This is a genomic window from Capsulimonas sp., assembly GCF_039929585.1.
In the GTDB taxonomy this organism is placed as follows: domain Bacteria; phylum Armatimonadota; class Armatimonadia; order Armatimonadales; family Capsulimonadaceae; genus Capsulimonas.
Map to the genome: position 1 here is coordinate 1 of NZ_JBDSQY010000295.1, position 4,955 is coordinate 4,955.

General features: G+C 60.0%; 6 protein-coding genes. All 6 read left to right on the forward strand.

Annotated elements, in window-relative coordinates; genetic code table 11:
* A partial coding sequence (locus ABIZ35_RS22490) for a hypothetical protein (protein WP_348222172.1) occupies positions 1 to 589 on the forward strand: 589 nt, incomplete at its 5' end.
* A gap of 211 nt (positions 590 to 800) precedes the next feature.
* On the forward strand, positions 801 to 1,355 hold the full coding sequence (gene pyrR, locus ABIZ35_RS22495; RefSeq protein WP_348222173.1) for a bifunctional pyr operon transcriptional regulator/uracil phosphoribosyltransferase PyrR: 555 nt from the start codon (positions 801 to 803) through the stop codon (positions 1,353 to 1,355).
* Between the two features lie 11 nt (positions 1,356 to 1,366).
* Complete coding sequence (locus ABIZ35_RS22500) at positions 1,367 to 2,305, forward strand: aspartate carbamoyltransferase catalytic subunit (RefSeq protein WP_348222174.1); 939 nt, start codon at positions 1,367 to 1,369, stop codon at positions 2,303 to 2,305.
* Between the two features lie 29 nt (positions 2,306 to 2,334).
* Positions 2,335 to 2,850 (forward strand): hypothetical protein, encoded by a 516-nt coding sequence (locus tag ABIZ35_RS22505; RefSeq protein ID WP_348222175.1) that lies wholly within the window; start codon positions 2,335 to 2,337, stop codon positions 2,848 to 2,850.
* 41 nt (positions 2,851 to 2,891) lie between these two features.
* Entirely contained in the window at positions 2,892 to 4,166 is a 1,275-nt protein-coding gene (locus tag ABIZ35_RS22510) for a dihydroorotase (RefSeq protein WP_348222176.1), read from the forward strand.
* Positions 4,167 to 4,175: 9 nt separating this feature from the next.
* A partial coding sequence (gene carA / locus ABIZ35_RS22515) for a glutamine-hydrolyzing carbamoyl-phosphate synthase small subunit (RefSeq protein ID WP_348222177.1) occupies positions 4,176 to 4,955 on the forward strand: 780 nt, incomplete at its 3' end.

The following is a 4,955-nucleotide window of genomic DNA, read 5'->3' on the forward strand; positions in this document are numbered from 1 at the left end:
GCTCTTTGGAACCCTGAACGGCGCCACAACGTCTCAGCTCCCGCGCGTTCCCGACGGTCAGATCCGCCTGGACGGCGATTCCTCGGAGTGGACCGGCCTCGCGCCCGTCGCCATGGACCCGGTCGGCGACAGCGTTGTCCGCGCCTTCCAAGCAAGCGCCGACATCACCCGCATCTTCGCCGCCAGGGACAGCCAAACGCTCTTTGTCCGCATGGACGTTCACAAGCACCTGTCCAAATCCGTCGGCTACACCATTGTGCTCCGCCCCGTGACAAGCTCCGAGACGGCGCCAAAGTCCATTCGCCTGACCTGTCAAATGGTTGGCGAAGGCCGAAAGCAGCCGATCCCCGGCGTCGACCATGCTTATTACGCCTGGAGCGGCAACCAGCTGGAAGTCGCCCTGCCACTGTCCGAAGTCGACACGGAATCCGGCCGCGCGCCCTTTACCCTCAACATCGCCGGCGAGACTCAGTTCGCGCAGATGACTATCGACAAGACGGGCTTCCGTGGTGTGAATGTGAACCGGGGTGGGGATACGGTGGCGAAGGCAGGCCCTATTCCCGCTCAATCCCTATTCCCCCAGCGCTAAAGCGCCGGGGGAATAGGGATGCCCTCCCATCTTGACAGAATCCCCTCGTTTCGTCTATAATATGGCCAGTTGTTTCCTTTAATCCCGTCCCGCGAGGCGGGGAAGGTCGCTGCCCGCTTGCCTGCTGATCCTGCGTCGTTTCCCTAACGCGCCCAGCGGCCGCGCCGCTTCATCCTCCCCCGTTTCGCGCCATATTTATAAGATTGGCGCTATGTCCGCAGAACCCGAAAAAACCAAAAACGAATCCGTCGTCATGGATGCCGATGAGATGCGCCGCGCCTGGACCCGTGTCGCCCATGAAATACTGGAGCGCAACAAGGGGGTCGAGGGCCTGGCCGTGATCGGTATCCTGCGCCGGGGCGCGCCGCTCGCGCAGCGTCTCGCCGAGGCGATCGAACGGATCGAAGGCAAGGCCGTTCCGGTCGGCCAGCTCGATATCTCCCTTTACCGTGACGACTTTCGCACCTACCAGCCGCGCGTCGGCACCACGCAAATCCCGTTCGACATCGAAGGCAAGACCCTGGTCCTCGTGGACGAGGTTGTGTATACGGGGCGCACGGTTCGGGCGGCGCTCGGCGCCATCGTGGACCTGGGGCGCCCAAGCGTGACCCAGCTTGCGGTGCTGATCGATCGGGGCCATCGCGAGCTTCCCATCCGGCCGGATTATGTCGGCAAAAATATCCCTACCAGCCGTCATGAGTTCGTCAAGGTGTTTATGACCGAACTCGACGGCGAAGACAAAGTCGTGATCGCGAAAGACGCGTAACCAAATCCTTTATGAGACGAAAAGATTTACTGGACCTGCAAAGCCTGACGGCCGATGAGATCGTGTACTTATTGGACACGGCGGCCTCGTTCAAGGAGATCGTCACGCGCCCTGTGAAGAAGGCGCCGACCCTGCGCGGCAAGAGCGTGGCGACGGTGTTCTTTGAGCCGAGCACACGCACGCGCACCTCGTTCGAGCACGCCGCGAAGATCATGTCCGCCGACACCTATAGTCTGGCCGCCGCCACCAGCAGCGCCACTAAGGGCGAGTCGCTGAAGGACACGATGCTGACCCTGGACGCCATGGGGATCGATGTCTTTGTCATTCGCCACTCGTTCAGCGGCGCGGCGGCGCTTGCCTCCAAATATGTGCCGAACAAGTCCGTGATCAACGCCGGCGACGGGACGCATGAGCATCCGACCCAAGGACTTCTCGATCTGATGACGATCCGCGAGAAGAAGGGGCAGATCGAGGGGCTGGAAGTGGCGATTGTCGGTGATATCGCCCACAGCCGCGTCGCACGCTCGAATATTTGGGGGCTGCATACGATGGGCGCCAAGGTCCGACTGGTGGGGCCGTCGACGCTGATGCCGGCCGACGCGGATAAACTGCCCGTCAAAGTCTACACAAATTTGGACGAAGGTTTGCGCGGCGCCGATGTGGTGAACGTATTGCGCATCCAGTTGGAGCGCCAGGACGCCGCCTTCTTCCCGTCCGTGCGTGAGTACGCGAAGCTCTTCGGCGTCACCCACGCTCGGCTGAAGAACGCCGCATCGGACGTAACGGTGCTGCATCCGGGACCCATGAACCGGGGCGTCGAAATCTCGTCCGCGCTGGCGGACGATGGGAACATTTCGGTGATCGAAGAACAGGTAACCAACGGCGTCGCCATGCGAATGGCTGTGTTGTTCTGGCTGATGAGTGCGACAAATACGATCTCGGGCGGATAGTCATCGCGCCTTGAGATCAGGAGGACCTCGTGACCCTGCGTCGTGTCGGCCGATTTTTCATCGGTCTTGTGATCGCGATCGTTCTTCTCGGAATTGTTCTGCCGCTGATCGGCATTCCGAAGAGCCATTTCCTGCCGCCCTCCTGGATCTATAAAAAGGCGGAGAAAGTGACGGCGGGACGTATTGTCAAAACGTATAGTCCTGTGACGAACGATCCTTTCAAGGTCGGCGAGCACCTGTACTTTATCGATTACGTGTTCCAGGCGCCCGATCCGAAAACGGGCGTGAAGCAAGCATATAACGGCACGGTGCGCATTGCCGACAAAGGACTTTACACGTCGGCGAAAGTCGATCAGAGGGTTCCTGTCCGATACGAAAAGACGTATCCGTGGATCAACGGTGTGGATGTCGAGAATGCAGGCCTTGGCTGCGGCGAAGGCAGCAATATCTTGAGCGGATGGCTGATCTGGGTTCTGGTCTCATTCGTGCTGGCGTATATCTTTGGACAGGTCTTAGGGAAGTACGGCGTTCAGGAAGATTATTAAGAGGACGCCCCCTGGCCCCCGTGGGGGCCGGAGGGCATCTGATGGGAGCGATGTTGGAGAAGTTATTAAAAGGCGGCCGGGTGATCGATCCGGCGAATGGGCGCGATGAGATCGCGGATTTGCTTGTCGGCGACGATGGGACGATCAAGGCGATCGGCGCGAATTTGACAGTGGGCGCGGACGCCAAGATCATCGACTGCGCGGGCTATGTGGTCTCGCCGGGTCTGATCGACATTCACGTGCATCTGCGTGTTCCTGGGCAAGAGTATAAGGAAGACATGACGACGGGTACTGCGGCGGCTAAGAATGGCGGCTTTACGGCGATTGCGTGCCAGCCGAATACGTCGCCGCCCATCGACCATGCCTCCATCGTCAAGGATATTCTGGCGCAAGCCGAGACCGCCGACGCCCGCGTGTATGTGATCGGGGCCGTGAGCAAAGGCCTGAAGAACGAAGAGCTTTCGGAGATGTCGGAGCTCAAGGACGCCGGGATCGTGGGCATTGGCGATGATGCATACCCTGTCTATGAGAGCGGGTTCCTGCGTCGCGCGATGGAATACTGCAAGATGCTGGATCTGCCCTATGTCGCGCACTGCGAGGACAAGGACATCACCACCGACGGCGTGATGAACGAGGGTTATGTTTCTACCGTGCTCGGCCTCAAGGGGATCAATCGGGCGGCGGAGAACATCGGCACCGCGCGCAATATCATCCTGGCCGAGACGACTGGCTGCCACCTGCACGTGCTGCATGTCAGCACCAAAGAAAGCGTGGAAATTATTCGCCATGCGAAGTCGCTGGGCGCGCCGGTGACGGCCGAGACCTGCCCCCAATACTTTGCCCTGACCGATGAAGCCTGCTACGGCTACAACACCAACGCGAAGATGTCGCCGTCGCTGCGCACCAAGGAAGATCAGGAAGCGATTATCGCCGGCCTGGTCGATGGAACTTTGGATTTGATCGCGACCGACCACGCCCCTCACGCGCCGCATGAGAAGGAGCAGGAGTTCGCCCGCGCTCCATTCGGCATGCTGGGGCTGGAGACGAGCCTGGGCCTAGTCATCACACATCTGGTGAAGCCGGGCATTCTGACATTGGCGCAAGTGATCGAGAAGATGTCCGTGGCGCCCGCTAAGATCTTCAAGCTCCCCGGCGGCTCGCTGTCGATTGGCGGGCCGGCCGACATTACGATTTTTGACCCGGAAGCGGAGTGGACGGTGGACGTGGACGCCTTCAAGTCCAAGTCCCGCAACTCCGCGCTGCACGGAGTGACCTTGACCGGCAAGCCGATCGCCACCCTGGTGGGCGGACGGTAATTTAAGACTATGAGCAACGCATACCTCGTCCTCGCGGACGGAACGACATACACAGGGAAGGCCTTCGGCGCCGTCGGCACGAGCATCGGCGAAGTCGTCTTCAACACCGGCATGACCGGCTACCAGGAAATCCTGACGGACCCGTCCTACGCCGGACAGCTGGTCACATTGACGTACCCGCTGATCGGCAACTACGGCGTTACGCCCGAGGACTTCGAATCACGTCAGGTGCAGGTCGCCGGCTTCATCATCAAGGAGCTGGCCGAATTTCCAAGCAACTGGCGCTCGAAAGGCACGCTCGACGAATTCCTGAAAGAGAACAACGTCATCGGCATCCATGGCCTTGACACACGCGTTCTCGCCCAGAAGCTGCGCTCGGTCGGCGTTATGATGGGCGCGATCTCCAGCGACAAAACTCCCGAAGAACTTAAGGCGCTTCTCGATAGCGCGGCGAGTTACGAAGACGTGGACTTCGTGTCGCGAGTTTCGACGGATGAGCCGTATGTGTGGCCGTCAGCGACGGGTGAGACGAAGTATAAGATCTCGCTTCTGGATTGCGGCGTCAAGTTCAACATCCTGCGCTCGCTGGCCTCGCTTGGCGCGGAAGTCACAGTCTATCCGTCGAACACATCCGCCGAGACGATCCTGGCGACCGATCCGGACGGCGTGTTTTTAAGCCCCGGCCCCGGCGATCCAAACCTGCTGGGCGATATCGTTCAGCAAGTCAAGATCCTATCGCACTCCAAGCCGACCATGGGTATCTGTCTTGGCAACCAATTGCTTGGCTGC

Bases quoted from the DNA above. Each gene is read 5' to 3' on its own strand.
- ABIZ35_RS22510 (WP_348222176.1), top strand. From the start codon at position 2,892: ATGGGAGCGATGTTGGAGAAGTTATTAAAAGGCGGCCGGGTGATCGAT.
- pyrR (WP_348222173.1), top strand. From the start codon at position 801: ATGTCCGCAGAACCCGAAAAAACCAAAAACGAATCCGTCGTCATGGAT.
- ABIZ35_RS22500 (WP_348222174.1), top strand. From the start codon at position 1,367: ATGAGACGAAAAGATTTACTGGACCTGCAAAGCCTGACGGCCGATGAG.